At 73.6% G+C, this 3446-nt stretch carries 5 protein-coding genes; all 5 read left to right on the top strand.

What is annotated here, in order from left to right; genetic code table 11:
* Positions 1-530: DMT family transporter (locus PROKR_RS20140; protein WP_036966368.1), on the top strand; the 530-nt coding region annotated here is incomplete at its 5' end.
* A 65-nt stretch (positions 531-595) separates the two neighbouring features.
* Positions 596-958: a DUF3817 domain-containing protein gene (locus PROKR_RS20135; RefSeq protein ID WP_036966351.1), complete on the top strand. Its 363-nt coding sequence runs from the start codon at positions 596-598 to the stop codon at positions 956-958.
* Positions 959-1039: 81 nt separating this feature from the next.
* Positions 1040-1546 carry a VOC family protein gene (locus PROKR_RS20130; protein ID WP_211240189.1) on the top strand — a complete coding sequence of 169 codons (507 nt, stop codon included), beginning with the start codon at positions 1040-1042 and terminating at the stop codon, positions 1544-1546.
* A gap of 22 nt (positions 1547-1568) precedes the next feature.
* Positions 1569-2387 (top strand): MerR family transcriptional regulator, encoded by an 819-nt coding sequence (locus tag PROKR_RS20125; RefSeq protein WP_051433180.1) that lies wholly within the window; start codon positions 1569-1571, stop codon positions 2385-2387.
* A 424-nt stretch (positions 2388-2811) separates the two neighbouring features.
* The gene (locus tag PROKR_RS20120; protein WP_036966348.1) at positions 2812-3318 is read left to right on the top strand and encodes an FBP domain-containing protein; all 507 of its coding nucleotides are present in this window, start codon (positions 2812-2814) and stop codon (positions 3316-3318) included.
* Positions 3319-3446 lie beyond the last annotated feature (128 nt).

The raw sequence follows: 3446 nt of genomic DNA, 5'->3' as shown, positions 1-3446 counted from the left end.
GGCCCCGCGCGTCGTTCTGGGTCATGGCGGCGCTGGGCGCGGTCGCGGCGATCACCTTCGCCTCGGTGCAGGGCGGCGGGCTCGGCGGACTGACCGGGTCGGACCTGCTGCTGCTCGCCGCCGTGGTCGCCTGCGGGCTCGGCTACGCGGAGGGCGGGCTGCTCGCCCGCGAGCTCGGCGCGTGGCAGACGATCTCCTGGGCACTCGTCCTCGCCGCCGCGCCCATGGCACTGCTCACAGCGGTCTCGGTGGTGCGGCAGCCGCCGTCGGGCAGCCCGCTCGACTGGGCAGTGTTCGGCTACCTGGGCACGGTGAGCATGTTCCTGGGCTTCGTCGCCTGGTACCGCGGCCTGGCGATCGGCCCGATGGCGCAGGTCAGCCAGGTGCAGCTGGTCCAGCCCGTGCTGGGCATCGGCTGGGCCGCGCTGCTGCTGCACGAGCAGGTCGGCTGGTCCACGGTGCTCGGCGGGGCGGTCGTGATCCTCTGCGCTGGTGTCGCGGTGCGGTCCCGGCTGCGGCAGCCGGGCTGAGGCCCGCCGTCCGGCGTCGGGCAGACTGGGCGCACGTCCCGCCCCACCTCCGGAAGGAACCCCGCATGCCCCCGATGTCCCGTCTGGGCCGCCTGTTCGCCGTCGTCGCCTGGATCGAGGCGTTCACCTGGGCCGGACTCCTGGTCGGGATGTTCCTCAAGTACGTCACCGAGACCACCGAGGCAGGGGTGTGGCTGTTCGGCCGCCTGCACGGTGGCGCGTTCGTGCTGTTCGTCGTGGTCACGCTGATCGCGGCCGTGCGGCTGAGGTGGGGCTGGTTCCGCACCCTCGTCGCGCTGGCCTCGGCGGTCCCGCCGCTGACCACGCTGCTCGCCGAGTGGTGGCTCAAGCGGACGGGCCACCTCGCGGAGCCGGCCGAGCGGGAGGCCGCGCCGTCGCCGGACACGGAGCTCCAGCCCACGCGCTGACGTCAGGAGAACCTGACGCCGACCAGACGCCGACCCGACGCCACTTGAACCTCACGCCGCGTGAGGGCCCAGCCTGGCGTCATGATCGACACCTACCCCGCATTCGACGTCAGCCCTGTCCCCGTTCCCGGCCCGGACGCCCGGGCCCCCGAGCCGTTCCACGGCATCTACGGCATGCCCATGTTCGTCTCGGTGCCCTCCGCCGACCTGGAAGCGTCCACGGATTTCTGGGTGCGAGGGCTCGGCTTCTTCGAGCTCTTCTCCGTACCTGGCCAGGTGGTCCACCTGCGCCGCTGGACGTTCCAGGACGTCCTGCTGGTCCCGGCGGGCCGGCCCACCGAGGCCGCAGCGCTGAGCGTGAGCTTCTCCTGCGTGCTCGACCAGGTCGAGGGCATCGCCTCGGCCTGCGAAGCGGCGCTGCCCGGCAGCACCACGGGACCTCGGACGATGCCCTGGGGCTCGGTCGAGGTCGAGGTGGTCACGCCGGAGAACGCACGGGTGGTCATGACGGCCGCCCGCCCGTACGACCCCGAGAGCCCCGAGGCCCAGAACCTGCGGGAGATGGGGATCGAGGGGCCCGGGGAGTGACCCGCCTGCGAGACTGGGCCGGATGACGTACGCGAGCGCCACGGACACGGTGCCGCCGGACGGGCTGACTGTCGGCGGCGCCGCGTCCGTCGTGGGTGTCACGGTGCGGACGCTGCACCACTGGGACGAGCTGGGCCTGGCCCGCCCGTCGCGGCGCACGACCGGCGGGCACCGGCTGTACGACGCCGCCGACGTCGCCCGGCTGCACCGGGTGCGCCTCTACCGCGAGCTGGGTCTGCCGCTGGCGGACATCGCGGCTCTCCTGGACGCGCCCGCCGACGACGCCGAGGAGTCGCTGCGCCGACAGCGGGACGAGGTGCGCGAGCACATCGCGCGCCTGCAGCGGTCGGCGGACGCGCTGGACCGGATGATCGAGGCGCGCCGGTCCGGGGTGCTGCTCTCCCCCGAGGAACAGGTGAGCATCTTCGGCGAGCAGTGGCGGCCCGAGTGGACGGCCGAGGCACGGGAGCGGTGGGGCGACGGCGAGCAGTGGGCGCAGTACGCCGAGCGCGCGGCGGACCGCGGGCCCGAGGACTGGCGCCGGATCACGGCGGACGTCGAGGCTCTCCACGCCGACCTCGCCGCGGCCCTCCGTGCGGGCGTGCCACCGGGTAGCGCGGCGGCGAACGACCTGGCCGAACGGCACCGGGCGTCGGTCGGCGCCTACTTCGACTGCACCGTCTCCATGCACGTCTGCCTGGGCCGCACCTACGTGACCGACGCCGGCTTCCGGTCGTTCTACGACGGCCTCGAACCCGGTCTGACCGCCTGGCTCCGCGACATCATCGACGCGAACGCCCGCGAGCGCGGCGTCGATCCGGCGACCGCCGTCTGGGTGTGAGGCGGGACGCACCACAAAGCACGTGTGCCGCGCGGGGCCCGTGTGTAGCATCGAGAGGTCGGCCGTGCGGCGCAGCCGCGGCGGACCGGCCATCAGATGTGACAGCGGCATGAGGAGCGAGAGATGCGGGTACACACCGCGGGATGCGGGGCGGCCGCAGCGGCCTGCTCGGGCAGCGCCCGGACCCGCGTCACAGCTCTCTGATCCCGGCAGCACCGCCCACCGCACCGGTCTTTTCCACAAGACCTTCCACAGGGTGGTGCGCTGTCGGCGGACCTCGGAGGGCGGGCGCGGCATCGTCCCCTGCCCTGCCGCCAGCCGGCCCGGTGACCGATCCGCTTCGGTGACCGTGGCGCCGTCGTGCACTCGCGCGACCACGAACGCCGGCCGGCGGCCTCCGCACGACCGGAAGCCGAGAAACCTGATGAACCCCATGACCGAGAAGCAGATCCGCGCGTCCTTCCTGAACGCGAGCAAGCGGGAGGCCGCACAGGCGACCCTGCCCGACCTCGACGGCCTCGACTGGGAGCGCCTCGACTACCTCGGATGGCGCGACCGCAAGGCGCCCCTGTCCGCGTACGTGGTGCTCGAGCTCGACGGCGAACCGACCGGGGTGCTGCTGCGCTCCACGGACGCCAAGGCCGGCGGCAAGCGCACCAAGGGCGTCTGCGCCTGGTGCGAGGACGTCGTCGTCACCGAGGACGTCTCCATGTACGTCGCCAAGCGGGGCGGCGCGTCCGGGCGCAACGGCAACACGATCGGCACGCTGATCTGCACCGAGTTCGCCTGCTCCCGCAACGTGCGGCGCACGCCCACGTTCACCGAGGCCGGCAACGACCCGGCCATGCGTGAGCTGATCACCGACCGCCGCATCGCCGGTCTGCGCGAACGCGCCGCTCGGTTCGTGGCAGAGGTCGGCAGTACGCGCTGATCCTGGCGTCGGGCGCGCAGGTCCCCTGGGCCTGCGCGTCCGACATCCGCGGGTGGGGCCGGGGCGTCTGCGCCTGGGTGCACCACCTCCGCCTCACGCCGCGGCGCCGCTCTCGACCCGCAGGCGCG

It is taken from the genome of Promicromonospora kroppenstedtii DSM 19349, from assembly GCF_000515355.1.
Lineage (GTDB): Bacteria > Actinomycetota > Actinomycetes > Actinomycetales > Cellulomonadaceae > Promicromonospora > Promicromonospora kroppenstedtii.
Note: the sequence above shows the minus strand (reverse complement) of the source record. Positions and strands in the feature narration are given on the sequence as shown.